The 890-nt window shown below is 65.4% G+C and carries 1 protein-coding gene; it reads right to left on the bottom strand.

Going from position 1 to position 890, the window contains the following annotated elements; genetic code table 11:
• Nucleotides 1-778: IS256 family transposase (locus ACBR40_RS47070; RefSeq protein ID WP_371252953.1), on the bottom strand; the 778-nt coding region annotated here is incomplete at its 3' end.
• Nucleotides 779-890 lie beyond the last annotated feature (112 nt).

The following is an 890-nucleotide window of genomic DNA, read 5'->3' as shown; positions in this document are numbered from 1 at the left end:
GGTGGATCACGCAGGTCTGGACGATGGTGCGGGGCCAGACCGTCTCCACCGCCTGCGGCAGGCCCTTGAGCCCGTCGCAGACCAGCATGAGCACGTCGTCCACGCCGCGGTTCTTCAGCTCGGTCAGTACCGCCAGCCAGTGCTTGGCGCCCTCACCGCCGTCGCCGGCCCAGATGCCCAGGATGTCGCGGTGCCCTTCGACGGTGACGGCCATAACCAGGTAGATGGGCCGGTTGGCGACGTGACCATCTCTGATCTTGACGTTGATCGCGTCCACGAACAAGACCGGGTACACGCGATCGAGTGGCCGGTTCTGCCATTCGGCCATGCCGTCCATCACCTTGTCGGTGATGGTGGAGATGGTCTGCTTGGACACGTTCGCCCCGTAGACCTCGGCCAGGTGGGCGGAGATCTCCCCGTGCGTGAGGCCTTTGGCCGACAGGGACAGGACCATTTCGTCCACGCCGGACAGCCGGCGCTGCCGCTTACGCACCAGCTGCGGCTCGAAGGTGCCCGCCACATCGCGCGGCACCCGCACCTGGACCGGGCCGACGTCGGTCACCACGGTCTTGCTACGGGTGCCGTTGCGGCTGTTGCCGCTGTTCTTCCCGGCCGGGTCGTGCCGGTCATAGCCGAGGTGATCGGTGATCTCGCCTTCCAGGGCCGACTCCAGCACTCGCTTGGTCAGCTGCTGCAGCAGGCCGCCTTCACCGGTCAGCTGCAGCCCCTCGCTACGCGCTCGATTGACGAGCATCGAGATCAGTTGCTCGTCCGTCATCGAGCGGTCCGGCTCGACAGGCAGTTCGTTCATGGACAGCGACTCCACGGCGGTCTCGGACATCAAGCGTCTCTTCCTTGATCATCAGATCCGCCGTTAGTTTTACAGTCCC

The sequence above is a fragment of the Nonomuraea sp. AD125B genome, assembly GCF_041402765.1.
GTDB lineage: Bacteria > Actinomycetota > Actinomycetes > Streptosporangiales > Streptosporangiaceae > Nonomuraea > Nonomuraea bangladeshensis.
This window is presented reverse-complemented; position numbering and strand designations above follow the sequence as displayed.